The sequence below is a fragment of the Oceanimonas smirnovii ATCC BAA-899 genome (genome assembly GCF_000381965.1).
Lineage (GTDB): Bacteria > Pseudomonadota > Gammaproteobacteria > Enterobacterales > Aeromonadaceae > Oceanimonas > Oceanimonas smirnovii.
In genome coordinates, this window is sequence record NZ_KB908455.1 from 216,154 (window position 1) to 241,000 (window position 24,847).

Consider the following 24,847-nt stretch of genomic DNA (forward strand, 5'->3'; position numbering starts at 1 on the left):
CTTCCATCCTTTGCCAATCTCAAAGCAATCGCTTTTTTGGTTAAGGACAACACCATGTGCTCAATATTCGGTATTCTGGAACTAAAATCAGACCCGGCCGCCCTGCGCTCGCGGGCGCTGGAGCTTTCCCGCCTGTTACGCCACCGCGGCCCGGACTGGTCTGGCATTTACAGTAATGATAAAGCCATTCTGGTGCATGAGCGCCTGGCCATCGTCGGTCTGGACAGCGGTGCTCAGCCTCTGCTGAACGCGACCGGCACACATGCGCTGGCAGTAAATGGTGAAATCTATAACCACAAAGCGCTGGAAGCCACCCTCACCTGTGACTATAAGCCACAAACCCACTCTGATTGTGAAGTGATCCTCGGCCTCTATCAGGAAAAAGGCCCTGAGTTTCTCGACGATCTCAATGGTATTTTTGCCTTTGTGCTCTACGACGAGGAAAACGACACCTATCTGATTGGCCGCGATCACATGGGTATTATTCCCCTCTACACCGGCCATGATGAAGACGGCAACTTCTATGTGGCGTCCGAGATGAAGGCGCTCACCCCCATCTGCAAAACCATCAGTGAATTCCCTCCGGGCCATCTGCTCTACAGCAAGGAAGGCCAGCTGCGCTGTTATTACCGGCGAGACTGGGAAGATTATGACGCAGTGAAGAACAATACCTCCAGCGTGCCCGAGCTGCGTGAAGCGCTGATGGCGGCGGTGAAGCGTCAGCTGATGTGCGATGTGCCCTATGGCGTGCTGCTCTCGGGCGGGCTCGACTCTTCCATTATCTCGGCCATTGCCAAACGCTATGCCGACAAACGCATTGAAGACGGCGGTAACAGCGACGCCTGGTGGCCCAGGCTGCACTCCTTTGCCATTGGCCTTGAAGGCGCACCGGATCTGATTGCCGCCCGCAAGGTGGCGGATGAACTGGGAACCGTGCACCACGAGTTGCACTACACAGTGCAGGAAGGCCTGGACGCCCTGCGTGACGTGATTTACCACCTGGAAACCTATGATGTCACCACTATTCGCGCCTCCACGCCCATGTATTTAATGGCCCGGCGGATCAAGGCCATGGGCATTAAAATGGTGCTCTCCGGCGAGGGCTCCGACGAGATTTTTGGCGGCTACCTCTATTTTCACAAAGCCCCCGATGCTCAGGCCTTTCACGAAGAAACGGTGCGCAAGCTAAAAGCCCTGCACCAGTTTGACTGCCTGCGGGCCAACAAGTCGATGGCGGCCTGGGGCGTGGAAGCCCGGGTGCCCTTTCTCGACAAGGAATTTATGGACGTGGCCATGCGTCTCAACCCCGCCGACAAAATGTGCGTTAACGGTAAAATGGAAAAGCACATTCTGCGTGAAGCCTTTGAAGACATGCTGCCTCATGAAGTGGCCTGGCGACAGAAGGAGCAATTTTCCGACGGCGTGGGCTACTCCTGGATCGACAGCCTGAAGGCACTGGTAGAAGAACAGGTGACGGATCAGATGATGGCCACGGCAGCATTCCGCTTTGCGATCAACACCCCCACGTCCAAAGAGGCCTATTACTACCGCGCCATTTTTGAAGGCCACTTTCCACAAGACTCTGCCGCCCAGTGTGTGCCCTGTGGCCCTTCCGTGGCCTGCTCCACGCCTACCGCGCTGGAATGGGACGAGCAATGGAAAAACATGGCAGATCCATCCGGCCGGGCAGTAAAAGGGGTGCACAGTCAGTCTTATTGAGTAACGCCGTATGTCGCGGTAACTCCGCGGCATACATTTATTGCTGCAGCAGCGCCATAAACCGTTTCTCCACCCAGTGTGCCGTGACACCCGGGCTGCTGCCCTGACACCACAGCATGCGCACAGACAACTGCGGCAAGTCCAAAAACGGACAATAAACCTGACACAAGGGCGTATTATGGCTGCCATAAGCAGCAATGTGCGCCGGCAACACCGCCCAGCCAAGCCCGTCCGCCACCATTTCGGCAATGGTATGAAAGTTATCCACGCGCCATACACGCGGGCTGTATACATTTTCTTCAATATCTTCGGAATGCATGACCAGCTGCCGATAACGGGCCAGATCGGTGCGACTGACCTGCTTTTTCTGCAACAGATCATGTCCCTCAGACACAAATAACCCCTGGTTCAGCGCCCCTATATGTCGTTCGTCAAAGCGCTCCCGCAGTGGCTCCCGGTTAAAGTGAAAGCCCAGATCGGCACGCTCCTGATCCACATAGTCAGCTACTTCGGTCGCCGTGCCATTCAGCAGGGTAAGCTCAAGTTCAGGAAAGTGACAGGCAATATCCCGTGCCAGCGTCCTGATGGCCGTACGCGGTAAGACTTCATCCAATGCCAGCGCCAGCTTGCCATCGTTACGAGTGGCAAGAGCAAGCGCGCGCTGGTTCAGAGCCTGTGCCTGCCGCAACAGCTCCCGCGCCTCCAGCAGCATGATTTGACCGGCATCAGTCAGAGTAGCGCGGTGCTTGCTGCGATCAAACAGCACCACGCCCAGGTCGGCTTCCAGCAATCCGAGCGCTGTGCTGACCGCCGATTGTGCCTTGCTCAAATGACGGGCTGCGGCACTGATTGAACCGTGCTCAGCGGTGGCAACAAACTGCCTTAATTGTTCAAGATTCCATTGCATACCGCCAATCTATCAATAAAACAGATAGAGTCAAACTTTGGTTCCGTATTGATTACGGTAACAATGGCATTATAACAGTGCTTAAAGGAGCAAAGAAAATCATGACAATGACAGGACCATGGATCTTTTTGATGGCTGCCATCGCTGCTGAAGTAGTGGGAGTAGTTACCATGAAAATAGTCTCTGACAGCACTTCCGTGCCGGCATTGCTGTTTATGTATGCCATGATTGGGCTGTCTTTCTACTTTCTGGCGCTGGCTGTTAAGCAAATACCACTGGCCAAAGCCTACGCCACCTGGGAGGCAGCAGGCCTGATCAGCATCACCTTTATCGGCTTTCAGTTTTTCAATGAAAGCCTCAGCTGGACCAAACTGCTTGGACTTACCGTGCTGGTCACTGGCGTGGTATTAACAACTGTAGGGGCCTCCACAAAAAATGTTGCGGGGGATTAAACCATGCAAAACGCCGAACTTATTCATTATGTCTTTATGCTGCTGGCCATTGTGCTGGAAGTGGCGGCCAATATACTCATCAAATATTCTGATGGTTTTCGCAAACGAATGATCGGTACTTTGGGCATCATCAGTATTTTGGCCTCGTTCACGTCTCTGTCGCAGGCAGTTAAGGGCATAGACCTGTCCGTAGCCTATGCCCTGTGGGGCGGCATTGGCATACTACTTACCTCCTCTACTGCCCTGGTGCTCTTCAGGCAACGGCTCAACCGTGTGGAATGGTCCGGCGTAGCCGCCATCTTTCTGGGCGTGATACTGCTTAAGCTGGCATAGGAGCACGCTTAAACGTTCACACCCAGAAAACGTTCACGATTCATGAACACGGTAAAATCATGAACACCTCCAAAACAAAAAGCCCCTGCACTGCAGGGGCTTTTGTCATTCAGCTAAACTGGATTATTCCGACTCTATTATTAACAGCGACTTCAAAGCCTTAAGTATCAGATACTTAACAAGCCTTAACTCTTCGATACCAAGAAAAATACCATGTTCAGAATTTTTTAGTTTTTTAACTGAGTGGAGACTGTTTTCACAACTCCAGTCCCGCCCGAGGTCCTGCTCGTGAGCAGTATCAGTACAGGCTCAAACCCGGGTTTCAGGGAGTGTTTTAAGGTGTAGATATTGCTCATTGATGAGTTCGGCAACCTCTTTGTTTCGGCTATCGTTGCTTGCAAGCAGCTCAGCAACAGCCAGCAATGCCCTGGCGTTGATATTGATGTCCAGCTCCTTTCCCCAGAATGCCGGAACCAACCAGAGTCTGCCGGCAGGGTCTGGCTTTGCCTTGAGCAGAGCAAGCTTTTTCTGCAGTGGCTCAAAGGTAAAAAGCTGTAACTCATAAGGCTGTAGGTAGCCCGTCAGTTCATCGGCGGCCACTTCTCCCCCCCAGTAATCATTGGGTGTTAAGGGGATATCTCGCCAATCATCAGGCGCAACCAGTTTTAGCCCACCGAGTTTTGGTCTTAGTACCGTGCGATAGTGTTCAATCCAGATATGGTAAAGAGCTTCCTTATCCAGAATGCGCCGGGTACTGCCCAGACTGACAAGCTTTTCAGACTCCAGGTGTTTAAACCCCTTGCTGACCATGCCCAATGAAATATTTGCCGTCTCGGCAATGGCTCGAAATGGTAAACGTAACACATCCTCATCAGCCAAAAAGGCAAATACCAGCTTCATAAAGCCCAGCCCAGGCTTTGCCTGCTGCTGAGTTACAGGGTGACTTTCAGAGCTGTTTTTTCCTTCAATCCACAGATTCAGCCCGTTACAGCTCACCCTGGCGTTGCCGGCCTCATCGATGAAATTGATAGCGTTGCTGGAGCAAAAGTCGGCGAGATGAGCGGTCAGTCTGTTACACACCAGCAGGGTGTCGGGACGAGCAGCGTCCAGCAGTGCTGTGAGGCTTTCTTTGCGGTGGATATGCTTTATTTCAGCGCTAAACTGGTAGCGTTCGCCGCGTACCGTCAGGGTGACCTGGGCATCAGAGTAAGGCTTGCCATCCGGCTGTGGGTCAAAGGTGCACTCTCCTTGAATATGCGAGGGCAGATTATCCATGACCAGCATCAGCAGAGTCGCGTTAGTGTTCACACATCACTACCGTTCATGAATCATGAACAAATCATAAACGTGAACACCAAGAGCTGCAAGAGGCTGAATGATACAAGCATAGGTTCACATACCGCGCCTCTACTACTATGTCGAATACCACACTGGAGAAAAACCATAATGATAAACCCTCCACACCCTGGCGAATTGCTGCGCGAAGACGTTATTGCTGAGCTGGGCCTGTCCGTCATGGAAACGGCTGAGCGACTGGGCATGTCCGGTGTAGCCCTGTCCCATGTACTGAACGGCCGAGCAGCGATCAGCCCTGACCTTGCTCTTCGTCTGGAAATGGCGGGTGTGAGCACAGCCCGTGCCTGGCTCACCATGCAGATGAACTACGATCTGGCCCAAGCTAAACAGCGCCCACAACCACCGATCAAGGCGCTACAACCAGCTGGTTGATACCTTAACTCAGCGTGATAAAGAAACCGCCTCACTTGAGGCGGTTTGAGTGGTAATTAAACTCAGCGGCTTGTTTTGTTTAACATCGAAAATCTGGCCGCTGCGCTTAACACCGCCAAAACCGAAGCGGTAACAATGTTCAGATGCCGCCCCACGCCAAAGCGGGACCCGGGAACGCCGGGTACGGCTGCTTCCACAATAGCCAGTGCCTCTGCATCAGAGCCCGCGCCCAGGCTGCGCTCCTCATAACTATCGATACGCAACGGCAGCCCCAACGCAGCCACAGTAGCGGCAATCAGGCCTTTGCCTGCTCCCTCGACAGTGTTGATATTGCCATTCGCATCCGCAATATCCAGGGTAATACCCTGCCCGTCTGCATGCTCGTACAGACGATGGCCGCGGTAGGTGAAGCCGGACTGTTCCCGTATCGAAGCAAAATAAGTGCACTCAAACAGTTCCCAGATTTGCTCGCTGCTCAGCTCTGTTTCACTGGTGTCGGCCAACGTCTGCACAACCGAGCTGAATTCCACCTGCATGCGACGGGGCATGGTGATGCCGTGATCCCGTTGCAGTAAAAATGCGATACCGCCTTTTCCCGACTGGCTGTTAACGCGCACTATGCTGTCGTAAGTGCGCCCCAGATCCTGTGGGTCAACCGGCAGATAAGGAACACGCCAAGGCATATCTGCCTGCTGCGCGTCAAATCCCTTGGCGATGGCATCCTGATGCGAGCCAGAGAAAGCGGTAAACACCAGATCGCCCACATACGGATGACGCGGATGCACCGGCAAGGCGGTACATTCCTCAGCCACACGGGCAACCGCTGCAATATCGGAAAAATCCAGTCCGGGTGCGATGCCCTGGGTATACAGATTCAACGCCAGCGTGACTAAATCAACATTGCCGCTGCGTTCACCGTTGCCAAACAGACAGCCCTCAATCCGTTGCGCGCCGGCCAGCATGGCTTGCTCGGCGCAGGCCACTCCCGTTCCTCTGTCGTTGTGAGGATGCACAGACAGAACAATGTGCTCACGCCGCTCCAGCCGGCGATCCATCCATTCGATTTGATCGGCAAAGACATTGGGCGTGGAGACTTCTACCGTGGTTGGCAGGTTGATGATCATCGGCCGCTGCGGCCCGGCATCCCAGACGCGAATGGCGGTGTTACACATGGCCAGTGCAACCTCCGGCTCAGCCATGTTGAATGTCTCGGGAGAATACTGCAAAACCCACTCCGTTTCTGGATGGTCTGCTGTTAGCTGCTTAAGCAGCACAATGTGGCGTTCCACCATTTCCATTATCTGTGGCACACTCATGCCGAACACGATGTCACGCCAGGCGGGCGCGATGGCATTATAAACATGCACAATAACACGCCGTGCACCCGCCATACTGCGTACCGTCTCGGTGATTAAGTCATCGCGTAATTGCGTCATCACCATGGGGGTAACATCATCTGGGATCTGATCCGTATCGATAAGATGACGCACAATCTCGAAGTCGGTGCGCGAGGCCGCGGGAAAGCCTATTTCAATTTCTTTAAAACCGATCCGCACCAGTTCATGGAACAAGCGCAACTTGCGATCGCGGTTCATTGGCTCAAAGAGTGCCTGATTACCATCGCGCAAATCAGTGGACAACCAGACAGGCGCTTGCGTCAGGGTACGGGACGGCCATTGACGATCGGCCAGATTAACCGGAGAAACAGGACGATATTTACGGGAAGGATCAGCCAGCATTAAAAATACTCCAAAAGAATCGGTTAACTCCTGATTCCCCTGGCTCGAAACAAGCTGACGATGGTCGGGGTCAGGGGAAATCAGGATGGGTCGCAGCACGGGTAAATACGTGCGGACCCCGACCAGGAGCCAGCGTTAGTCGCTGTGGCGAAAGATCAAAATTGAACATGGGAATGAGATCCTGTGATTTGCCTGGACCCAATATTAGACTTGTACAATTTGTCTAACTACATAAAAATGGACAGATATTTTATCTAAATGGACAAATTCCACTTGTATGGGTTTTTCTTCTCCTGAAGACGGCAGTCATGCACTTGACCTCAGCCTGGAAGAAGCAAGCGGTCTGCCAATATTTGGTGTGGCGGTGCACTACCCTGCCGGTCATGTCGTTCCCATGCACACGCATTCGCATGGTCATTTAATTTATGCAGATCGTGGTTTACTGCGCGTAGAAGCACAAAGCGGTCAGTGGTTGGTTCCTCCCACTGCAGCGGTCTGGTTACGGTCAGGTGTTGAACACCGTCTGGTTGTTCCCGTGGCGCTGCAAGCACACGGACTGTTCGTGCATAATGATATCTGCGCCCGCCTACCGAAAACAGATTGTGTGATACATGTTTCCGGTTTGGTAAGAGAGTTGATCATGGCGTTGACCCAGGCCGACAAACAGAGTTTGTCTGCTACCCGCATGGGTTTACTGGGCGAGCTTTTGATCGAGGAAATACATGCCCAGCCTGCCCTTCCGTTTCACCTTCCCTGGCCTGCAGGCAATGCTGACAGCCCGATACAGCGAGTGTGCCAGTCACTCCTGAACAACCCGGGTGATGCAACCACCGCCACCGGGTGGGCTGACAAACTGGCAATGGGCGATAAGACTTTTCACCGGCGTTTTCTGCAATCAACCGGCATGACCTTTGGTAAATGGCGTCAACAACTGCGGTTAATGTCGTCACTCACGCTGTTAATCAAGGGAGTACCAATTACCCAGGTAGCACTGGCAAGTGGTTACGAGAGCCACAGCGCTTACACGACGGCGTTCAGCAAACAGTTCGGACGGCCTCCCTCTGTATTTTCAGCGAAGATATAAAGCTATGTTTCACACTCCAGCCAAAAAGAATATAAAAAAACATTAGTTTCCTTCATGCGAATGCTTTGTAATGGTTAATCTTTCACGATAATAGTAGCATTGTTATCAATTTAATTCTAAGTGAAAATAAACAAGGTGAGTCTCTTATGGAACAGGCAAAGTCGGTGATAAAATCGATTGTAAATGCAAAAATGGACCACATTGTATCATTGAAGGATCTCCATCAAGCTTTCTCGATGGGATGCCCATAGCTCGTGTAGGTGACAAATGCTCATGTGGGGCAGTCATTGTATCTGGTTTATCGTGGATTATGGTTGATGGCAAGCCCGCAGCAATTAATGCTAGTGTGACATCATGTGGTGGGAAAGTTATTGCAAGATCAAGTAGTCGTACTGGCCACCCGAAAAGCAACGATACTTCCCAGCCACATAACTTTGGTTCAATTTATACAAGATATAACGAGAAGATACGGCTGCTGGACTCGAACAGTCTACCCATAGCCAATCGAAGCTACATTATAATTAGACAAGATGGAAGTCATGAGCGAGGAATTACTGATGAATATGGAGTTACACACTTGCTCAAGGAGCGTAACAATCCAGAAAATATCGAAATATTTATGTCGCTCACGGAGGAGAACACATGAACAGCCAAAACACTTTAGTTATAGATGATGAGCATTATGTCAAGATTGCGGATTTGACGACTACTGCTGCTTCAAATATTACACCTATCGATGTTGAAGCCGCCTACTCTGTAAGAATGAAATTTCGTATTTCTGAAGGTAAGATTTTTATAGTTACTCCTAGCTTCTCAATGACAATGGATGCTACAACTGGTACTGGATCTTGTCTTAACAATAGTTCTGTTAAGTGTCAAAGTACTTCGTGGGAAGGCCCCCTTCCTGTAGGAAGGTATATTGTAAAGCCAGAGGAATTGAGTAGTCCAGGACTGTTAAAAAACACATATAGAAACATTAGACATGGGGATTGGGGAAATTGGAGAATTAGGTTACACCCAAAAGAAGGAGAGGATTTTGAGCTTTACGGACGAGATGGATTTTTTTTGCATGGTGGTTCTTTACTAGGTTCTGCAGGATGTATCGACATAGGTGGTGGTATATTAGGTAACAAACAGACAGCAGCTATGAGAACCATCATTAGAATCTCAAATGGTCCGATTCTTGTTGAGGTGCTTGAGTGAACTATTACTTTTTAATTATTTTTATGGGGATTTGGCCTTTCCTTGCGCATGCCGAAGTGGCTGACAAGATAATTAGTTATGATAAAATGCTTGTTTTCCTTGGTGCAATTTCATTAATTTTAATTTTAATTTTAAAACTAAAAACTCATTGGTTTCTTTGGCCTTACGCTATTTTCCTTCTATTTTTAATTATAGGAGAGATCGATTTCATCATGATCGACAATGAGATTTTTTATTTAGCAATAAATGAACTTGGCCCTTCATATAAATATATTACTTACACTTACCTTGCATCATTAACTCTACTACTACTATCAACTATCTATTTTATTTTCATGAAGAAACTGCATAGGGATTAACGCAACTTATCTATATCACAAGTCGTGCTTCCCGCTGCCAATTGTTGCCAGACAGTGCTGGCCCCAAAAACAAAAAAGCCCATGTAAACATGGGCTTAAGTGTCATTTCATGCCGGTTAGTACCAGCTGTTACCTAACGAGTGGTTATTCCCACTCGATTGTGCACTACGAATGGAACTGTATGATCAACAAGACTTTTCGCAACGGCCTTCAACGTCCATACCGACTGGAATACCGTCACTTGTTATACGCTGCTTTTTGTGATGAATGTCTCGTATAAACAATAGGATAGACTCAGAACTTATAGTGTTACAAGGCCCCACTTGCGTTACTGCCCCATCCACCAGCCGGCGAGGCACAGGGCCAGGGCAGCGGCGGTGGGGAGCAGCAGGTCGCGGATTAAGCTGTCGCGGCTCCAGGACGCCGGCAGAAAGCCGGCGTACCAGGGCATGCGGGCGCGGTTGGCATTGTGAGCAGCCAGCCAGCGGTATTCCGCCTGGGCGTGCTCGCGGCCCAGCCAGAACGCAGCCATGGCCAGCGCCACTTCCCACTGCCAACTAAATAAAAAAGCCGCCAGTAGGGCGGCTAGGGTAATGATGCTGTGACTGTGCTTCATGAGAAAACTACCATCGGAGTTTCGGGGTGAATGACAACGCCGGCGGCGGTCAGTGCATCGACCACAGCCTGACTTTTTGTGCGCAGGTTAGCGTGTGCACCCGGCACCGGTTTGGTCTCCGGGTACTCGTTACCGTCATCGTCGGTGAGCGTGGCCCCGGTCGGGCGTCGCAGGCCGGGCAGCCACACCAGGCAGTGCACGTGGCTCGCGGTGAGAATTCCGCCCTCATCATCCAGTTGCAGCACGGATAATGCGTCACGCAGCTCCTGTTCGGTAGTCGCATGCAGATACATGGTTAGGTAGTTCATTGGGGGCCTCCCAAGGCTGTAATTTGTTCGTCGGTCAGGGCGGTGTGGTATATCAGGAACATGGAGATTGATTCGCAGAGGTAATCACCTCCAATTCTTGAACCTAAAAATATATCAGAGTCCGTGTTATAGCTTACCGGCAAAGGAGGCCGGGTTACTTTGCCCCCTCCGTCTACAAAAGAATCCACGTTAACGCCGTTGTAACGCAACACATAACGGTGCCGGTCAGCGGATTGTTGGCCCATCAAAAAGTAGTTGGTTCCAGTGCCAGTGCCTATATTCGCACGGAGATCCCCCCCTGGCTCCCGGCGAATATAAATACCGGAAATATCAGAGCCCGTTACAACAAATAAAAAATTCCTGGTCCCTAAAAAGGGGATGGCCGCGTCCACTACAATGGTAAACGGCTGTCCCGGTGCCGGCAGGTTGTTTTTGGCGGGAATGGAGACAATATCGGGGGAGCGGGTAACCGCGCTGCCTTCAGTCTTGATATAAGGCGAGGGATATCTGCCTTCTTCCAGCTGAGCGCCGAAAATGTACCCATACTCAGAGCCAACCTCTGCTGGAACGGACCAAATAGACGGTGCAAAGCGAACCCCTGCACCAGAGCCCCCCGCAAGCATGTTGGCACTCAACCATACCCGATACCAGCCGTTAGCGTAGGTTACTACGCCGCCAATGGCATCAGTGACAGAACCTACTGAATTAACACTAACCACACCTGTGTCATAATCTAAATTCAATACAGCCCGATCATTGGTGGATAATTTAGAGTAAATAGTTATAGCGGCGGTTTGTTGCGAGCCACGCTTTACAAAGACGGAAGCACAATAGACGGTGTTATCTTTTGCAAAGGAGTTTGGCAAAGCAATGTAAGATCCAGCTGTGTTGGTGTCGGTATTAACGTGTTTGTTGGCCAGGTTTGTTCCGTAGGGATCAGTTATTTCGGCGGTATTGATGTTGATCGTAGACCCATAGCGCGGCCCCCAAACGCTTTCCCCAAAATTCTCACTCCAGAGTGCCAGATTGGTGGTACTACCAAACACACTCAACCCATCGGGGCCGATTACAGGCTGATCATTTTCCAACGTCACTAGTTCGCCAGATTTGTTGATTCCAGTTGCCCCCGACGCACGGCTAAAATCGACGGAGCGGGTCGGCAGTTGCACCAGTTTTGAACCGTCCTGCGCTGCAGACACATCGATGGTGTCGTGCGTGCCGTAACCCCGCTCAATGCGCAGCCCGTCGTTAAACGTAATTTTTACATCGGGCTCAGGGAGCCGGGCCAGTGCAACGGCGTTCGCGGCCTGACTGGCAGCCTGTTTGGCCTGGTTGGCCTGCTCAGTGGTCTGCTGCAGCAGGGTGTCACTGTCCCCCATGATTTTTTTCCAGGGGATCAATACATGCTCTGAACCATCCGGGGCCGTGACAGTTACTGTGCCGGAGGTGCTGGTATAAAACTGCTGGAATGCGCTCAGGTTGGCTTGATAGTAGTTAAGCATGGCCACCATGCGGCGCGCAAAATCAGGGAAGCTGGCCGTTCTGGTGTTATCAATTGCATAGGCTTTATTTGCACCGGTCGCACCGCGATAATTATCAACCAGATACAGCACAGTGTTTGATTCAACAAAATCAATTTCGTAAATATCAACACTCGCGCCACTTGGGATCACCAGCATTTTTCCAGCTGCAATGCCATTTAATGCACTGGCCCATTGCGTGCCTGAGCCAACAACTTTTTTACTGTTTAGGGTCACAGATAGTGTGCCGGCACGGTACCAAACTCCTGCCATGGGATTCTCCAATAAAAAAGCCCCTTTCGGGGCGAGTTAACTATAATGCTGCGTGACGTTCATGCCTTTATCATTTCGATAGAGCTTGAATATCGTGCCGGGTGACTGGCTCTCAAAATACAGCTTATTTATTCCGTCATTTTTGGTGCGTTTGAACTCAACAATCAACTGCACTGCACTATCTGGCACGGTTCTCAGCAGGTCAACTGTCCGAACTACGCCGCCATTTCCATAACTGGCATCCGTTCCCGACCCCGGGAAACTGTAGCCCCTATGAAATAACACGGTTTCTGCGCCGTGAGCATGTTTGATTAATATCCGCAATTCGGCCGCGGCATTGGAACCCCGGAGCACCAGCCCGGACAAATCCATCAATTTTGATGTTCTGTAATATGCCCACTCCTGATAACGCGCAAAAGCGGTTTCGGCTCTCGTTTTCGCTGCGGTCTGCTGTATCCAGTTGCTGCCATTCCATCGAAACGGCATGGCATCAGTGGTGCGCACCCAAACAATCGATCCATCACCAGCAGGCGGCGTTGACCGGTAGTTAACGATACCGTCGGCAGCCAGGCCACATGCTGTTCTTAGCGCCCGACCCTGGTTGTATGCAATAACACCGCTGTCACTGGTATCCAACGTGAACATCTTGAACCAGACGTTTGTTGTGCCGACGCCTTCCCCGTGGTCTTTTGTCGGAAAGTTAATAAACCGGAATTGTAGTATTTCATCCTGCAGGTTTTTGGCGTAAATCTTTCCCAGCACCTCACAGTTTTCTTTTATCAGAACATTGTTAAATTCTCCTGAAGTGGCGGCGACCTTCCCAGACACGTCTACATCTTTCGCAATAATCTTCCCCCCCCGAGTCAGCTCAAACATCGGATTATTAACCGATGATTTAATGCTGGGGGAAATAATAGATTGCGCGTTGATATATTCAGCAATCAGGTTGCGGATGTCGGCAGTGTCTATGACCGTGCTATTGATATAAACCTTGTTGTTCTTTATTACAAACGGGTGAATAACAGAGCCGGCACCGGCCACTTTATTCAGCACGGCAAATACCATGGCATCAATAATAAATGCCGATACCGCCTTGCCGTCTGCCGTCTGCTTGACTTCCATGCCAAACCCGGCAGAGGCCCCAGGCACCTGCGCTTTGGTGAACCAGGACGCTAACAGCTCGCCTTCCAAATCTGACTGCGCCCGGCTGACGGTTTGCACTGATGATCCCAGGTTGTTGACTGATGACTGCACGGTTTCAATTTGCTCAGCAAGCGCGCTTTCGGTGTCTGTCAGTGCGCGCTCTACCTGCTGTATTGCGGCTTTGGACTCCGTAACCCCCTGCTGTGCTGCAGCGGCTGCAGCAGCGGCATCTGTGGCCACCTTATCCGTTGCGGCTACCCAAGCGCTGCCGTTCCAGCGGTGCGGCCGGTTTCTGCCCCCGGCGGTATCAACCCACAGGTTTTTGGTGTCCCTCAAGTCTCCGACCGGAGCGACTGGAGTAAATATTACCCGCCCTTTCGACTCCCCCATGCTCGTCACTGACGACTGCACGGTACTGATCCGCTCACCCAGTGACGATTCTGTGTCTGTCAGTGCCTGCTGCGTTTCCTGCACTGCTGCCGCGTTTTCCCCGACTTTTGTTGCCAGAGTATCAACCCGCTGGCCCATAGCCTGCTCAGAGCTGGCCACGGTTTCAGACAGCTCTGAGTACAGCGCCTCCGTTTTCCCTTTTTCGTCCGTGAACTCGCTGCGCAACAACAGCAGCTCTTTTGCTGTTGACGCTTGCTCAGTCGCAGTCGTTTCACGCAGTTCAGTAATGCGGGCTTCCTGCTCGCCATACTGGGCTTTTATGTCGACCACTTCTTTTGCCGTGGCTCTCTGCTCGTCCGCTACAACCTGCTGGTCGTGACGTATCTGAGCCTCAGCGTATAACCGGTCACGTACCCGTTCGTCGTTTGCCAGCGCTGCATCAATCGCCGCTTCAGCAGCTGCATCAGAGCCCAGCTCCATCAACCCAAACTTGCTTGTCAGCGCCTCAAACTTTCCGGCGCTGGCCTGCTGCTCCGTGGCCATGGCCTCGGTCAGCTCAAGCAGGGCGGCATCAACCCCGTCCAGCTCAGATGCCAGCAGCTCCTCAGCCTGGGATTGCCGCAAATCCAGCTGGGTCAGCGTATTCTCTATCTGCGGCAGCTGCTCGGTTTGCACTGTCTCCAGCGTCTGCGCAATCGAGGGCAGTTGCTCAATCGGCGTGCGCAGTTCTTCCCGCAGCTGTTCAGCGCCGATTTGCCCATCCAGCAACGCAAAAATGTTGGACGTGTCTTTCGTGGTGCGGGTGCTGCCCACGGTCATCACAGAGCGGCCCAGGCCATTCACGGCCACAGCGCCAAACCAGTACGCGGTGTCGGGCATCAGGCCGGCCTGATTCCAGGTGTAGCCCCGGCCCAGGTAGTGCGATTGCTCCCGCACGGCGGCTTCAGTGGTGCCCAAATACCATTCATAGGTAGTGCTGAGCGGCACGGGGCCATTCACCACCGGGCGCACGGTCACCGAAAATTCCGACGGGGTGAAATGCAGGCTGTCTGCCGCCACCGGCGGTGCCACGGTAAAGCTGACGCTGGTTTCCGGCCCCTTCTGCCCGTTCTCGGTAATCGCGCGGATCTCGGCGCGGTACTGGCCCTGCTCGGCGGTAACGGCGGTATACGCGGTGTCGGCAACAATTTGCCGCTCCAGCAGGCGCTCGGCAAAGAAAATCTTCACTTCAAAAAGAATGCCGGCCACTACCCGCGGGGTGGTCCAGGTTAACCGTGCCTTGGGCGGATCCTGCTCGGTGAGCAGGTCCACATTTATGTGTTCGATGCTGGGCAGGCTGCCACCGTTAATGGTGGTGGGGCCCGGCTCAAACTTGATCCCCTGCTCGATGATGGCGTGTTTTTCCGGCACATGCTGCACGCAGCTATATTGCCAGGTGCCCTGCTCGCGGTTTTCGCTCACGCTCATTACCCGCCACTTGCGCGGTGCCAGCTGGGCGGTAGCAAGGTTGAAGGTATCCCAGGGCTGAATGCCCACCGGATCACTCTGCAGCACCAGGGTGTCGGTTTCGCCGCTGGCGGGGCTCATAATGCGCACTCGCTGAACCCGACTTTGCGCGTCCAGGTAGTGGATGTAATTCATGCCATCGGGCAGTGCAACAGGGGCATCCAGCACCACCACGTTGGCATCCACCGATTTCACCCGGCCACTCAGGCGCGCGCCGGCGTAGTCGTTATCTACGGTGTCGATAATGTCACCGGGAAGCGCAATCAGGCCCTCGGCACCGGTGGCAAAACTCACGCTCTGGCGTTCGTATTTTTCGGTAACGAGGATCCAGCGACCCGTGCGGTGCGCTTGCCCCCGGCTGGTGCAGCCAAACGCTTGCACCTTGAGCACGTTCAGGCCGTAGCGGGCTACCAGCTCGTCGTCTTGCACGTATTCTGTGTTTTTCTCCCAGCCGGCGTCCGGATCAACGTATTCCACCTGCACCGCCGTGTGCCGGGCCTTACGGGCGCTGGACTGGTACTCAAAGCGGCCATCTACCACATTGCTGTTGTTGTATTGCCAGACCGAGTCTTGGGGCCGGTCTTGACTGACGTTCATGGTCAGGCCGTCCCACACCGGCATGCCACGGAATACGGACGCCAGATCATACAGCACGTCGTAGGCCTGCCGCTGGCTGGTGAGGTAGAGGTTGCAGGTCATGCGCGGCTCGCGGCCGCCAAAGCCGTCGTCTACCAGCTCATCACAATACTGTGCAATCTGATACAGCGCCCATTTGTCTGGCTCAAAACCGAGCAGCTGCCGGCCCACGCCCACCCGCTCGTCGGTGCACAGGTCGTAAAAAATCCATGCCGGGTTGTTGGTCCAGCCCAGTTTAAAGGTGCCGTCCCAAATGCCGGTGTACGCACGGGTTTCCAGATCGTAATTGCTGGGCACGCGAATAATGCGACCGCGAATGTGGTAGTTGCGGCGCGGAATGTTTTGAAAGTTTTCCGAGTCGAAACGCAGGCCCACTACCGCCGTGTTCGGGTAAGTGAGCTGGGCATCCACTACTTCGGTGTAGCTGTAAAACACGGTTTTGTTTTGCAGCAAATCGCTGGTGCTGTCTGGCGTGATACGGGTAACGCGCACAGACCAGTTGCCGCTCTGGCCGGGGCGAGCAACATCATAACTGCGGGTGTACGGCACTTTTGTTTTACCGTTTTTTATCTCGTCTTCATGCACCACAGACCAGACACCGGCAATGCCCCGCTCAATGCGATAGGCTACCGATGTGCGCACCCGGTCACCGATTTCAGGGTCGGTTTTTACCAGGGCCGGCACGCCCACAGTCACGCGGATCCGGTCTACGTTTTCATTGGTAATGCTGCGCACCACGGGCGTGAGCTGTTTTACCTCAATGCCCACAGACACTTCATTCTCAACGGCGGCAATGGGCATCACATCTTGCACTTGGCTGCCGTTGCGCCAGGTAATATCCAGCCCCGGCACGTTAATGCTGCCGTTCTCGTTTTCAACTGGCGTGTCGTCGAGCAGTGCCGAGTTCAGGCCGTTTACCGGCCCGAGGATCGGGCCTTCGCACAGCACATCAACAATTTGCGCGCGCTGGCGTGATTTGAGGTTATCCGCCTCTTCGCGCGGCGTGCGTGCGCTGCCGCCGCCACCCTTGCCACCACCACCCATAAACCTGACTCCTTACTCTGAATACAAGCCCTGACTCACTACCAATGAGCCCACTACCATCTCGCCATAGCACAGCGGCACCGGCCGCCCCTGCGGGGTCATGTTATCGATGCCGGAGAACGTGGTGTTGCGCCGCTCTGTTGCGCCATCGTTTGTTGCAGTGGGCGTGGTGGGCGTGCGCGTTAACATGGCCGCCACGCCCAGCAGCAGGCCCCCGCCAGCGGCCAAGCCCCACTCCAGCGCCCCCCATGCCGACAGCGAGGTGCCGCCGGTAAAAAATGCAGCCGCAATTAAGCCCACGCCCAGCACGGCACCAAAAATGCCCCAGCCGCTTTTGGCCCCGCCGGCCACCGGCACAATGTGCACGGTTTCGTCACTGGGCAGCGGTGAGAGCACCCCCCGGCGCAGATCGTGCTGATGCAGATATTTTCCCTTGCCGTAGCGCACGCGAAACCAGCCCGGCTGCATGGCCTGCCGCAGCCCGGGAACTTGCGTCACCAGCGCTTTAATGGCCTCGCCGGTCGTGGCTACATCCAACCGGAATTCGCGGCCAAATCGGCGCAAATTGCCGTAAAGTCGCACTGTTGCCATTGTTTGTGTCTCCAAATGCTGTGGGTCTGGCGCAGCCAGGTGCCGCCGTATAAATTGCGCAGGCTCAGGCGGTTGATGGGGTGATGCAGAATGTAACCATCACCCAAATACACGGCACCGTGGCAGGCCTTGGTGCCGCCCAGACAAACCAGAATGATGTCTCCCAGCTGAGGTGGGGCCGCTGGCCCCACCTGCTCAAAGCCGGCTTCCGGCAGGTGCTGCAGGTAGAGGTCTTGCTCGGTGTTCCACCAGTCGTCGTCCCGTTCGTACTCCCCCAAATCCAGCCCGGACAGGTGGTAGGCGTCCAGTATTAAACTGAGGCAGTCGGTAGTGCCGTGGTCGAACTGGCGGCCCAGCAGCGGCGGCACAGGTTTAAACCGGCGCACTTCATCGCCCACCGCCAGCCAGTACGGCAGCCCTGTGTTGCGCTGGCCCAGCCGGTCACCGGCGGAAAGCGCCGCCGGTCCGTCCGGGTGGCTGTGCACCACGGCGACAATCTCGCCAGCAAGCTCGGCGGTGATCCAGTCTTTGGGGTCAATCTCAAACTGATCGGGGCCGCCGATGTTTTGTGCGGGGTAATAGCGCAGCCCCTCCGGGGCCTCTATTACCAGCCCGCAGCTCTCCGCCGGTGCAACCGCCCGGGCGTGCGCCAAAATCTGTTGGTCAAGGGTCATAAGGAGTCCAATAAAAAACCCGCCGGGGCGAGTTGTGTTATCCGAATTTGGTCAGTACCGGAAAGCCGCCAAAGGGCAATGGCTGCCCGGGGTGGCGCAGGCGGCAGCCGGTGAGGCTTTTGCTGCAGGCGTCTTTAGCAGGATCCGTGGTGGGCTGGTCTAACGCGTCAGCCTTGGGTGGCCCGGTGTAACCACAGTCTGCCCCGCGATATGCCCAGGGGCAGTTATCCACCATGGCCACCCGGGCCGGTATGAGTGCGCCGTCGGTCTCGGTGGGCGCGGCCAGCTCAAACACAGCAATATCACTGTTCAGAGACACCAGCCGCTCAATCACATAGCGCGCCACCATGCGCTCCTGGGTGGGGTCTGCGTTGGCGTTGCCCAGGCGAAAGTTGTCCTGATCCAGCACCCGCACCGACACCAGCCGGCGGGTAACAATGGCACCTGCCAGCTCTTCAAACTCGTCACACAAACCGGTAATCAGGCCGGTGATGTTAGCCAGCGTGAGTTTGGGCCGGCCGCTGGGGCCCTGACCGCTCCACTCAAAGCCACCACCCTGGCACGGGTAACGGGTGTAGGGCACCCCCTGCCACACAATGGCGGTGCCAAACTCGTTCACCTCGTTGCAAAAACGGTAGGTGCTGCCACCGAAGCGGGTCAGGTCTACCTCCCACAGCTCCACATCTGCGCCGGCGGCAATCTGGCGAATGTCGATTTTGTCCTGGGCTGATAAATCCCTCATGCCGGCACCTCTTCAAATTCCATGCTGATCTCGGCATAAAGTTTGTGGGTAGTTCGCCGCCAGCGCTCACAGATAAACTTCCCCTCGAGGAAGTCGTCAGCCGGCGTCCACAGAAAGGCTGTTACCCCTCCATGCCGCTCAAGGAAGTCTTCCACGTCATCCGCTATATGTTTGGGCCGGCAGCGAACAACCAGGCTGTGCCTTCTCAGGCTGCTGTTGATTCCGTCCTTGATACGCTGACTATATCCATTGCCAAATTGAACACGCTTTGTTCTCGGCTCCATGGTCTTAGATAACCCTGGCCTGACAGGCCAAACAAATGTATCCACCATCACCCCCGGTTAAGGATTCCGCCTGCTCTCATTTGATTGTGCAGTTCTTCTTGCACCACCCCTCTGAGGCGACCAAACAGCATCTTTACAAACTCTGGCGCATCTCCGGATTCCCGATCCCCGTCTTCGTAGTAGTAGAGGTTAAAGGCCATCGGGGCACCGCCACTGCCGCCAACCGCTTTTTGCAGGTTTTCATGGCTGGTGATTTGCCCAGTTTCTCCTGGCACAAAAAGCTCTGGCCCCCGCTCGCCCACCAGATATGCCCGACTGCCTATCACCTGTCCGCCGTTGGCCCTGGCACCAGCCACTTCCATCAGCCCCTGGCCGGCAATCAGGCCGGCATTGATGTAGCCCATCAACCGCATTTTTTCAGCCATCGCCGTCGCTGCCACTACCGATGCCGGGTTGCCAGGAATAATCATCGCGGTCATGGTCTGAGCTGCCGCCAGGTTGGCATGCATAAACGCCTGAGCTGCCATCAGCCCACGCTGGGCGATGGTGGCCGCAACCCACACTGCGCTACCCTCTGCAGCAGACTGTTTCATCATGCCAACGGCAGTGCCGGCAGCAGACATCTGCATAGACAACAGCTGGCTTTGCGCATTCTCTTCGGCCTGCTTTCGCCGGGCCAGCGCCGCTTCCTGCTCCTGGCTAATCGCGTCCTGCTTTCGCTGCTCAGCTTCTATAGCCCGCTGCAGCTCTTCTTCGCGTCGTTGCTGGTAGTCTTCGCGTTCCTGTTCGTGGTACTCGCGCTCCCGCTCTTTATATTCAGCCCTGAGTTGCTCAATGCTTTCAAAACCACGGCGACGCAGTTCAGCTTCACCCAGCTGCAGGTTTTCCAGCTCTGTGAGGCGTTGCTCATGGGCCAATCTCATCCGTTCCAGCTCGGTGGCGTATTGTGCATCCAGCTGGGCCAGCTGCTTTGCACCTGCAGCCTGCTGCTGAGCCAAACCGCTAGTTGCACCATTCCCGCTGCCGGCCGGCGGAGTAAACGGCCGGCGGAAGGTATCTGAGCGGTTATCATCCGGCTTGCCCTGCAGCACCGCATAGCGCTCTTGGTAGTCCCCAAGTTCAGCTTTAAGCTCAGCCAGTTGGGCCTTTTTACGCTTCAGGTTATCTGCGTTATCAGTGTTACCCAACAGCGCATCTACCAGGCCAACACCGCCAAACTTCTTCGTCACTGGGTCTTCAAGACCAGCAATTTCCTGCTTTAGCTCTACAACCTGCGAGTGGGTGTCATGTATACGCTCGGCCAACAAGTTTCGCCGGCCCTGAGAGAAAATCTCCGCAAACCAGCGAGCGCCTTCAGCCAGCTCGTCAACGAACGGCATCACCGCTTCGCGGACCAGCGCATCCCAGGCTAGAGACATGTCGTTCACGTCTTGGCGGTATTCTTTCAGGCGGGTCATTTCCGATTGCGTCATCACGCCGTTAAGCTGGCGGTGGCGATCGGTCAGCTCTCTGAGCTTTTCACCCTGTTCCTCAAGCAAAGGAAGCAAAGCGGTAGCTTCATCGGCAATCGATTCAAGGTAGAAAACCTGTTCTTCTGCCGACACGTTTGCGGCATCCATCGCCTGTTTTACTGCGATCAGGGCATCAGGACCGGACATTTGCTGCAGCTTTTGAGCGGTCAGCCCAACTTTGGGCGCAACCTTCTCAAAAAAGTCAGCAAACTCACCACCACCGGTGGCAATAAAATCGCCCAGCTTGTCGCGGAAGTCCTTAATGATATCGGCGGCTTTATCAGCATTTACGCCGACTGTGTCCGTGGCGTAGGCCATAGCCTGCATGGTAGCCACGGTTTCGCCGGCCCGGTTGGCCAGGTTGCTCCATTCCTGCGCCTGCGCAGCCTGAGCTCCGGCCACACTGTTAATCGCGGCAACGGCTGCTGCGCCTGCTCCAACAATCATGCCAAGCCCGCCGGCCGCAACTCTGGCTCCAGCTGCAATGGTTGCACCATGACGGGAAAACGCAGCGCTGCTATACGTTAACCCGCTGCCCATGCGGTAGTTGGCATCGTTTGCGGCTTTGGCTTGTGCTGTAAATCCACGCAGCCGGTCCTGGGCCTGCTTTACGTCACGATCAAAGGTCGCCTTGTCCGCACTCAGCCTGATCCGCATGTCCGCTATTTGCGTTGCGCTCAATGCGTATTCCTCCTGCTATACCGAGGCCGGCCGATGCCATTTCGTCATCGGTCATTTCGGTGTTTTCCGGTATGGATGGGTTGATATAAAACTGAGTGGGCGGTACCGGCTTTTCCGGCCTGAGAATGCAGTTATAAATAGCAGCGCTGACCTGTCCGATGCCAAACTGCTCAAGGTGATAATCGAATGGGTTTTCACTGAAGTGACGCACCCAATCCAGATACTCTCCGGCGGTTATCTCACTGAGCATCCTCCGCCAGTCTGGCCGGCGATGCTGCCGTGCCAGAAACATGGCGAACTCATGCTCCGCCGCTAACCTTTTTTTGCCGGTACCGGCTCCCCCTGATCTTCGCTTTCAGAAACCTCACTTTCTTCCGGAGGCTTAAGGCCAGATAACGACTCCAGCTCTGAGATAAGGTGCATAATGGTTTCAGTGCCGCTCACAGACGTATCGCTGAACTCGGCAATAGCATGGGTTGCACGCTGATCCAGCTCCATATCCGGCCAATGCTCTTTTAAGCCGTAAGCCAGAAAGCGAGCGTTCAGGAACAGGGTTCTCTGCTGTAGCTTGTAGCCAAGCGCAAATTTTTCACGGTCTGTTTCTACACTGTCCAGGTCCGGAAGCTCATCCAGCGAATACATGTATTCAAAATATTCGAGGCGCTCTAGGGCATTTAGGCCCACCAAGGTGACAGTGCCAGCCCCCACCTGAACCGTTTTTTTTTCAATCAATGCTGTCATTTAAAACTCCTGTCAGGGCCCTACCACTACACCAAGCAGAGTTTCTGCCAGTGCCGGTTTGCCGGAGCATCGGATCTTGCCAGTGCGGGTCATGGTTTCCTTTTTCGGCACTGCTTTGCCAATGCTCGACACATAACCATATACCCCGTCAACCGCGCCGTTCGGGTAGGTCACACGCCAGTGTTTTTTGGCACCACCCAGTTCTTCTACCATGGCTTTTTGCGCGGGATCGCCCGGCAGCCACGCCAGCGTGAAGGCCAGCTCACCGGAATCTTTCTCCCCAGCTTCGGTGTTTTTCCATTCAGGATTATCATCGTCCAGGTACGCGTCGTCGTATTCTTCCACCGTCATTTCATTGGGCGTCAGCTCCTTGAGCTTGCCCATTACTTCCCAGTTTGCATCGTTCAGGTAGTCAGCATCGGTCGTAATACTGGCACCATCGGCTTGTCGCCACAGCTGAGTGCCTGCCCCTTTGGTGGGAAGCGTTGCTTGCGCAGGTATAGCCATCAGGATCTCTCCCATGTCAGATTAAAATTAACGGTTAATGAGGCTAGACCGGTGCCTTGCTCATCTTCGCCATAGGCGAACCCGGTATAGCTCCATTCCTCGACTTCTTGGGCTGGTTTGTAATGCTCAGGAAAGGCACGAGCAACCTTATCGGAATAGTCATCCAGCACAGCATCAGCGTCTTGCCGCTCACTGACGTAAATAGTCACACTGAGCTGAGCTGTTTCAGTATCTTCCAGGCTTTCGTCCGGGCCGCCCTCGCTGAAATACACCGCCGCAAAGGGCAAGTCTTCAGCCGCGATCTGCCCCGTTGGCCGGCTTGGCTGAACGATTATTTCGGGCTCGTTCAGCTGCAGCATTGCCTGCAAATCATCTGCCACCTGGCGGCGGATAGTCGTTCTTATGTTCATTGTTTTGCCACATAAAGTTGCAGCTGGCGGGCCAGGGCCTGACGAAGCTCTTTAGGCATATCGGTGGCCATCAGCTTTTTTGTTACGGCATTAAAGTGCCGGGTCAAAGGGACTTTGAGCGGGATCTTTTCAACCTTCACCGGATAACGCGCTTTGCCTGTGCGCGTAAGGATTTGCGCTCGCTTCAGCCTGGTCGCACCGTACCCACGCCCCTTAATATAAGGGCCCTTACCTTTACTGCCGTCGGCAATAAAGCCACCGGGAACACGATGACGCCCCACCTGAAGGTCTCCAATGCCTACAAATGCAGAGCGACGATACCGGATTAGTCGTTGCTGAACAGGTGCCACCGAAATCAGCGGCATGTCGGCGCGACGCACACGAATTAACGCAATGGGTAAGCGGGCTGTGGCTTTGTTTACCCTAACCCGCGGCCGCAGCTTTTTTGCCGGCACCTTTACTTCTTTGGCGGTCAGCCGAACAGCTTGCGAGCGAGCCCGGCCTGCCACCCGGTTTGCCGCCATAGCGCCGGCTTTAGGTACCGCTTTCGTGCTGACAGATGCAAGATTGTTAACCGCTCTCGCCAAGTCTTTGTCCAGACTCACAACGTCAGCTCAACAATCAAAAGACCACTGCGAATAGTGGGTGCATTTGCCACAGTGGTATTAACATCCACGCCATCTATCCGCGTTTGTACGCTGTGCCCTTTGCGAATGCGAAAAGGAACATCTGCAGGTTGAATATGTAGCTCGGTGATTGTAGTCACTACCTCGCCCCATTGGTGCGGAATGGTCTCGACAATCACGGGTATATCTGGATGACCGTTAATGGTGGCCTTTATACCAAATGAATCGAATATCACCTTATCAGCCTGTGCCATTGCTTTACTTAACAGATTGTCGAACATGTGGTGCCTCGCAAGTACACATAGCTCTGACGTGCGCGATAGACGCCTCAATAGTTATCAACATGCTACTATCCGTCAGAGACATACTTTTAGGATGAAAAAATGTATAAAAATCTTATGGTTGGATTAAGTTTTCTGGCATTAACAGGCTGTGCAGCTTTTGAGCATGAGGCAATAAAGCTGTCCCGTGAAAAAGTTAACGTCTCTCAGGAGGACATAGAGCAGGCGCGCAATGCCGTGTTGTTATCACTAAAGGACCCTGAGTCAGCAAAGTTCACTAACTGGTATGGAACACGAGAGCCGGGGGAAGATTCCGCTTCAGCTATTTGTGGTGAAGTTAATGCCAGAAATAGCTACGGTGGTTACAGTGGATTCACCCACTTTGCTGTTGTGAGCAACACTGTATATCTGTATACCAACACCCCGATCTATGGGGTATCAGATGACAATATCCGGATTGTTGAGCTCTGCACTCCCGCACAATAAAAGTGGGGCCAGCGGCCCCTCCCCTTAGTTGATAAGCATGGCTTCGGCGTAGCCGCCGGATTCATCAGTAGTGAGTTTACCAAAGGCTTTGGCGGATGCCGTTGCAGCAGCCACCAGCTCGCCATTGAGCCAGCCCACTTCAGCACCAGCAGCCAGGCCAGCAGCGGATGGCAGCAGCCAGACGCCACCGGTGCGGCCGGTAAACTCATCGCCGGCGGCAGCATCGTGCAGCGGCATCACGCACAGGGCTTCAATGGTGACGGGCACACCGGCAGTCGCGCCGCCGGCGGGGGCGATCAGCACAAGGGTTGCGCCGTCTTGTACATAGTTCTTGGCCATAAAGGGTTCCTCTC

At 54.0% G+C, this 24,847-nt stretch carries 28 protein-coding genes; 9 read left to right on the forward strand and 19 right to left on the reverse strand.

Annotated features, from left to right (window positions below; translation table 11 throughout):
* Positions 1–54 precede the first annotated feature (54 nt).
* Positions 55–1,719 (forward strand): asparagine synthase B, encoded by a 1,665-nt coding sequence (gene asnB / locus G364_RS0103845; protein ID WP_019933834.1) that lies wholly within the window; start codon positions 55–57, stop codon positions 1,717–1,719.
* A 37-nt stretch (positions 1,720–1,756) separates the two neighbouring features.
* Here asnB and G364_RS0103850 read toward each other — a convergent pair whose 3' ends face one another.
* Entirely contained in the window at positions 1,757–2,626 is an 870-nt protein-coding gene (locus tag G364_RS0103850) for a LysR family transcriptional regulator (RefSeq protein WP_026344669.1), read from the reverse strand.
* Between G364_RS0103850 and G364_RS17410 the strand changes: the two genes are divergently transcribed.
* Both G364_RS17410 and mdtI read left to right on the forward strand, forming a co-directional pair.
* Entirely contained in the window at positions 2,569–3,078 is a 510-nt protein-coding gene (locus tag G364_RS17410) for a DMT family transporter (protein WP_245541369.1), read from the forward strand. The genes G364_RS0103850 and G364_RS17410 overlap by 58 nt on opposite strands.
* Positions 3,079–3,081: 3 nt before the next feature.
* Entirely contained in the window at positions 3,082–3,411 is a 330-nt protein-coding gene (gene mdtI, locus G364_RS0103860; RefSeq protein ID WP_019933837.1) for a multidrug/spermidine efflux SMR transporter subunit MdtI, read from the forward strand.
* A 309-nt stretch (positions 3,412–3,720) separates the two neighbouring features.
* Here the strand turns inward: mdtI and G364_RS0103865 are convergent, their stop codons facing one another.
* Positions 3,721–4,686, reverse strand: coding sequence for a type IV toxin-antitoxin system AbiEi family antitoxin (locus G364_RS0103865; RefSeq protein ID WP_245541370.1), 966 nt, complete (start codon positions 4,684–4,686; stop codon positions 3,721–3,723).
* Positions 4,687–4,857: 171 nt separating this feature from the next.
* Here G364_RS0103865 and G364_RS0103870 point away from each other — a divergent pair, with 171 nt between their 5' ends.
* Complete coding sequence (locus G364_RS0103870; RefSeq protein WP_019933839.1) at positions 4,858–5,139, forward strand: HigA family addiction module antitoxin; 282 nt, start codon at positions 4,858–4,860, stop codon at positions 5,137–5,139.
* Positions 5,140–5,201: 62 nt separating this feature from the next.
* Here G364_RS0103870 and G364_RS0103875 read toward each other — a convergent pair whose 3' ends face one another.
* A complete protein-coding gene (locus G364_RS0103875; RefSeq protein ID WP_019933840.1) occupies positions 5,202–6,878 on the reverse strand; it encodes a 2-isopropylmalate synthase in 1,677 nt (558 codons plus the stop codon).
* A 277-nt stretch (positions 6,879–7,155) separates the two neighbouring features.
* On the opposite strand from G364_RS0103875, the gene G364_RS0103880 reads away from it, so the two are divergent.
* From G364_RS0103880 to G364_RS0103890, 4 genes are all read left to right on the forward strand, one after another.
* On the forward strand, positions 7,156–7,962 hold the full coding sequence (locus G364_RS0103880; protein ID WP_026344671.1) for an AraC family transcriptional regulator: 807 nt from the start codon (positions 7,156–7,158) through the stop codon (positions 7,960–7,962).
* A 172-nt stretch (positions 7,963–8,134) separates the two neighbouring features.
* A complete protein-coding gene (locus tag G364_RS17525; protein WP_083928688.1) occupies positions 8,135–8,608 on the forward strand; it encodes a PAAR domain-containing protein in 474 nt (157 codons plus the stop codon).
* Complete coding sequence (locus tag G364_RS16980; RefSeq protein ID WP_156816427.1) at positions 8,605–9,165, forward strand: tlde1 domain-containing protein; 561 nt, start codon at positions 8,605–8,607, stop codon at positions 9,163–9,165. The genes G364_RS17525 and G364_RS16980 overlap by 4 nt, the downstream gene beginning before the upstream one ends.
* Entirely contained in the window at positions 9,162–9,524 is a 363-nt protein-coding gene (locus G364_RS0103890) for a hypothetical protein (RefSeq protein ID WP_019933843.1), read from the forward strand. Before G364_RS16980 ends, G364_RS0103890 begins: the two co-directional genes overlap by 4 nt.
* Positions 9,525–9,852: 328 nt before the next feature.
* On the opposite strand, the gene G364_RS0103895 is transcribed toward G364_RS0103890, so the two are convergent.
* Genes G364_RS0103895 through G364_RS0103965 form a run of 15 tightly spaced genes read right to left on the reverse strand, consistent with a single transcriptional unit; the run spans position 9,853 to position 24,008 of the window.
* A complete protein-coding gene (locus G364_RS0103895; protein ID WP_019933844.1) occupies positions 9,853–10,140 on the reverse strand; it encodes a hypothetical protein in 288 nt (95 codons plus the stop codon).
* Positions 10,137–10,448, reverse strand: a complete 312-nt coding sequence (locus G364_RS0103900; RefSeq protein ID WP_156816428.1) for a hypothetical protein — start codon at positions 10,446–10,448, stop codon at positions 10,137–10,139. Before G364_RS0103900 ends, G364_RS0103895 begins: the two co-directional genes overlap by 4 nt.
* Entirely contained in the window at positions 10,445–12,241 is a 1,797-nt protein-coding gene (locus G364_RS0103905; RefSeq protein ID WP_156816429.1) for a phage head spike fiber domain-containing protein, read from the reverse strand. The genes G364_RS0103900 and G364_RS0103905 overlap by 4 nt, the downstream gene beginning before the upstream one ends.
* 36 nt (positions 12,242–12,277) lie before the next feature.
* A complete protein-coding gene (gene gpJ, locus G364_RS16780) occupies positions 12,278–16,960 on the reverse strand; it encodes a TipJ family phage tail tip protein (RefSeq protein WP_019933847.1) in 4,683 nt (1,560 codons plus the stop codon).
* Positions 16,961–16,972: 12 nt separating this feature from the next.
* The gene (locus G364_RS0103915) at positions 16,973–17,497 is read right to left on the reverse strand and encodes a tail assembly protein (protein WP_019933848.1); all 525 of its coding nucleotides are present in this window, start codon (positions 17,495–17,497) and stop codon (positions 16,973–16,975) included.
* The gene (locus G364_RS0103920) at positions 17,488–18,225 is read right to left on the reverse strand and encodes a C40 family peptidase (RefSeq protein WP_019933849.1); all 738 of its coding nucleotides are present in this window, start codon (positions 18,223–18,225) and stop codon (positions 17,488–17,490) included. The genes G364_RS0103915 and G364_RS0103920 overlap by 10 nt, the downstream gene beginning before the upstream one ends.
* Before the next feature lie 37 nt (positions 18,226–18,262).
* Positions 18,263–18,967, reverse strand: a complete 705-nt coding sequence (locus G364_RS0103925) for a phage minor tail protein L (protein ID WP_019933850.1) — start codon at positions 18,965–18,967, stop codon at positions 18,263–18,265.
* The gene (locus tag G364_RS17530) at positions 18,964–19,299 is read right to left on the reverse strand and encodes a phage tail protein (RefSeq protein ID WP_019933851.1); all 336 of its coding nucleotides are present in this window, start codon (positions 19,297–19,299) and stop codon (positions 18,964–18,966) included. Before G364_RS17530 ends, G364_RS0103925 begins: the two co-directional genes overlap by 4 nt.
* Positions 19,299–21,419, reverse strand: coding sequence for a coiled-coil domain-containing protein (locus tag G364_RS16785; RefSeq protein ID WP_019933852.1), 2,121 nt, complete (start codon positions 21,417–21,419; stop codon positions 19,299–19,301). Before G364_RS16785 ends, G364_RS17530 begins: the two co-directional genes overlap by 1 nt.
* Positions 21,382–21,735, reverse strand: coding sequence for a phage tail assembly protein T (locus G364_RS16295; protein WP_019933853.1), 354 nt, complete (start codon positions 21,733–21,735; stop codon positions 21,382–21,384). Before G364_RS16295 ends, G364_RS16785 begins: the two co-directional genes overlap by 38 nt.
* A 20-nt stretch (positions 21,736–21,755) precedes the next feature.
* On the reverse strand, positions 21,756–22,184 hold the full coding sequence (locus G364_RS0103945; protein ID WP_019933854.1) for a phage minor tail protein domain-containing protein: 429 nt from the start codon (positions 22,182–22,184) through the stop codon (positions 21,756–21,758).
* Positions 22,185–22,196: 12 nt separating this feature from the next.
* The gene (locus G364_RS0103950) at positions 22,197–22,691 is read right to left on the reverse strand and encodes a phage tail tube protein (protein WP_019933855.1); all 495 of its coding nucleotides are present in this window, start codon (positions 22,689–22,691) and stop codon (positions 22,197–22,199) included.
* Positions 22,691–23,101, reverse strand: coding sequence for a phage tail terminator protein (gene gpU, locus G364_RS0103955; protein ID WP_019933856.1), 411 nt, complete (start codon positions 23,099–23,101; stop codon positions 22,691–22,693). The genes G364_RS0103950 and gpU overlap by 1 nt, the downstream gene beginning before the upstream one ends.
* Positions 23,098–23,706, reverse strand: coding sequence for a phage tail protein (locus G364_RS0103960; protein WP_019933857.1), 609 nt, complete (start codon positions 23,704–23,706; stop codon positions 23,098–23,100). The genes gpU and G364_RS0103960 overlap by 4 nt, the downstream gene beginning before the upstream one ends.
* On the reverse strand, positions 23,703–24,008 hold the full coding sequence (locus G364_RS0103965; RefSeq protein WP_019933858.1) for a hypothetical protein: 306 nt from the start codon (positions 24,006–24,008) through the stop codon (positions 23,703–23,705). The genes G364_RS0103960 and G364_RS0103965 overlap by 4 nt, the downstream gene beginning before the upstream one ends.
* 102 nt (positions 24,009–24,110) lie before the next feature.
* On the opposite strand from G364_RS0103965, the gene G364_RS16790 reads away from it, so the two are divergent.
* Positions 24,111–24,494 carry a hypothetical protein gene (locus tag G364_RS16790; protein ID WP_019933859.1) on the forward strand — a complete coding sequence of 128 codons (384 nt, stop codon included), beginning with the start codon at positions 24,111–24,113 and terminating at the stop codon, positions 24,492–24,494.
* A gap of 24 nt (positions 24,495–24,518) precedes the next feature.
* Here the strand turns inward: G364_RS16790 and G364_RS0103975 are convergent, their stop codons facing one another.
* Positions 24,519–24,833, reverse strand: a complete 315-nt coding sequence (locus G364_RS0103975; RefSeq protein ID WP_019933860.1) for a capsid cement protein — start codon at positions 24,831–24,833, stop codon at positions 24,519–24,521.
* Between the last annotated feature and the right edge of the window lie 14 nt (positions 24,834–24,847).

What these genes read in the sequence shown, in the direction of transcription:
- G364_RS17530 (WP_019933851.1), bottom strand. Translation starts at nt 19,299, where the DNA reads ATGGTGGATACATTTGTTTGGCCTGTCAGGCCAGGGTTATCTAAGACC.
- gpJ (WP_019933847.1), bottom strand. Translation starts at nt 16,960, where the DNA reads ATGGGTGGTGGTGGCAAGGGTGGCGGCGGCAGCGCACGCACGCCGCGC.
- G364_RS0103925 (WP_019933850.1), bottom strand. Translation starts at nt 18,967, where the DNA reads ATGAGGGATTTATCAGCCCAGGACAAAATCGACATTCGCCAGATTGCC.
- asnB (WP_019933834.1), top strand. Translation starts at nt 55, where the DNA reads ATGTGCTCAATATTCGGTATTCTGGAACTAAAATCAGACCCGGCCGCC.
- G364_RS0103875 (WP_019933840.1), bottom strand. Translation starts at nt 6,878, where the DNA reads ATGCTGGCTGATCCTTCCCGTAAATATCGTCCTGTTTCTCCGGTTAAT.
- G364_RS0103920 (WP_019933849.1), bottom strand. Translation starts at nt 18,225, where the DNA reads ATGACCCTTGACCAACAGATTTTGGCGCACGCCCGGGCGGTTGCACCG.
- mdtI (WP_019933837.1), top strand. Translation starts at nt 3,082, where the DNA reads ATGCAAAACGCCGAACTTATTCATTATGTCTTTATGCTGCTGGCCATT.
- G364_RS0103950 (WP_019933855.1), bottom strand. Translation starts at nt 22,691, where the DNA reads ATGGCTATACCTGCGCAAGCAACGCTTCCCACCAAAGGGGCAGGCACT.
- G364_RS16785 (WP_019933852.1), bottom strand. Translation starts at nt 21,419, where the DNA reads ATGCGGATCAGGCTGAGTGCGGACAAGGCGACCTTTGATCGTGACGTA.
- G364_RS0103865 (WP_245541370.1), bottom strand. Translation starts at nt 4,686, where the DNA reads ATGGATAATCTGCCCTCGCATATTCAAGGAGAGTGCACCTTTGACCCA.
- G364_RS0103975 (WP_019933860.1), bottom strand. Translation starts at nt 24,833, where the DNA reads ATGGCCAAGAACTATGTACAAGACGGCGCAACCCTTGTGCTGATCGCC.
- G364_RS0103870 (WP_019933839.1), top strand. Translation starts at nt 4,858, where the DNA reads ATGATAAACCCTCCACACCCTGGCGAATTGCTGCGCGAAGACGTTATT.
- G364_RS0103895 (WP_019933844.1), bottom strand. Translation starts at nt 10,140, where the DNA reads ATGAAGCACAGTCACAGCATCATTACCCTAGCCGCCCTACTGGCGGCT.
- G364_RS0103900 (WP_156816428.1), bottom strand. Translation starts at nt 10,448, where the DNA reads ATGAACTACCTAACCATGTATCTGCATGCGACTACCGAACAGGAGCTG.
- G364_RS0103945 (WP_019933854.1), bottom strand. Translation starts at nt 22,184, where the DNA reads ATGACAGCATTGATTGAAAAAAAAACGGTTCAGGTGGGGGCTGGCACT.
- G364_RS0103905 (WP_156816429.1), bottom strand. Translation starts at nt 12,241, where the DNA reads ATGGCAGGAGTTTGGTACCGTGCCGGCACACTATCTGTGACCCTAAAC.
- gpU (WP_019933856.1), bottom strand. Translation starts at nt 23,101, where the DNA reads ATGAACATAAGAACGACTATCCGCCGCCAGGTGGCAGATGATTTGCAG.
- G364_RS16980 (WP_156816427.1), top strand. Translation starts at nt 8,605, where the DNA reads ATGAACAGCCAAAACACTTTAGTTATAGATGATGAGCATTATGTCAAG.
- G364_RS0103965 (WP_019933858.1), bottom strand. Translation starts at nt 24,008, where the DNA reads ATGTTCGACAATCTGTTAAGTAAAGCAATGGCACAGGCTGATAAGGTG.
- G364_RS0103850 (WP_026344669.1), bottom strand. Translation starts at nt 2,626, where the DNA reads ATGCAATGGAATCTTGAACAATTAAGGCAGTTTGTTGCCACCGCTGAG.
- G364_RS16790 (WP_019933859.1), top strand. Translation starts at nt 24,111, where the DNA reads ATGTATAAAAATCTTATGGTTGGATTAAGTTTTCTGGCATTAACAGGC.
- G364_RS16295 (WP_019933853.1), bottom strand. Translation starts at nt 21,735, where the DNA reads ATGTTTCTGGCACGGCAGCATCGCCGGCCAGACTGGCGGAGGATGCTC.
- G364_RS0103880 (WP_026344671.1), top strand. Translation starts at nt 7,156, where the DNA reads ATGGGTTTTTCTTCTCCTGAAGACGGCAGTCATGCACTTGACCTCAGC.